Origin of the sequence: Mesorhizobium sp. M5C.F.Ca.IN.020.32.2.1, assembly GCF_004023105.1 — a bacterium.
Classification (GTDB): domain Bacteria; phylum Pseudomonadota; class Alphaproteobacteria; order Rhizobiales; family Rhizobiaceae; genus Mesorhizobium; species Mesorhizobium wenxiniae.
On record NZ_RZSX01001535.1, the window covers coordinates 1 to 666 of the forward strand.

Annotated in this window: 1 protein-coding gene; it reads left to right on the forward strand. The window is 64.7% G+C overall.

Going from position 1 to position 666, the window contains the following annotated elements; all coding sequences use genetic code 11:
* Window positions 1-612 (forward strand): beta-ketoacyl synthase N-terminal-like domain-containing protein (locus EOA86_RS37270; RefSeq protein ID WP_281035749.1); only part of this gene is annotated, 612 nt, incomplete at its 5' end.
* Window positions 613-666 lie beyond the last annotated feature (54 nt).

Sequence of the window (666 nt, forward strand, 5' to 3'; positions counted from 1 at the left end):
CATAACGACATCCCCGAAAGGGCGTCCAAGCCGTTCTCCAAGGATCGCGACGGCTTCGTGCTGGCAGAGGGCTCGGGCGCGCTTGTGCTGGAATCGCTGCAGGCCGCACTGGCCCGCGGCGCGACCATCCTCGGCATCCTGCGCGGCTGCGGCGAGAAGGCCGACGATTTCCACCGCACCCGTTCGAAGCCGGACGGTTCGCCGGCGATCGCCGCCGTTCGCGCCGCCCTCGCCGATGCCGGCCTGGGCGAGGACGAGATCGATTATGTCAACGCTCATGGCACCTCGACGCCGGAAAACGACAAGATGGAGCATCTGTCGCTGTCGACCGTGTTCGGCGAGCGGATCGGCTCGATGCCGATATCGTCGAACAAGTCGATGATCGGCCACACCTTGTCGGCCGCCGGCGCCGTCGAGGCCGCGTTTTCGCTGATGACCATGCGCGAAAGCGTCATCCCGCCGACCATCAATTACGACAATCCCGATCCGGCGATCGTGCTCGACGTGGTGCCGAACACGAAGCGCAACGCCGAGGTTGGCACGGTGCTCTCGAACTCCTTCGGCTTCGGCGGCCAGAACACCTGCCTTGTCATGGCGCGGGAACCAGTCTAAGCGAGCTTTTTTCCCGCTCAACAGAACCGACAGGCCCGATGCGCGCATTGCAAC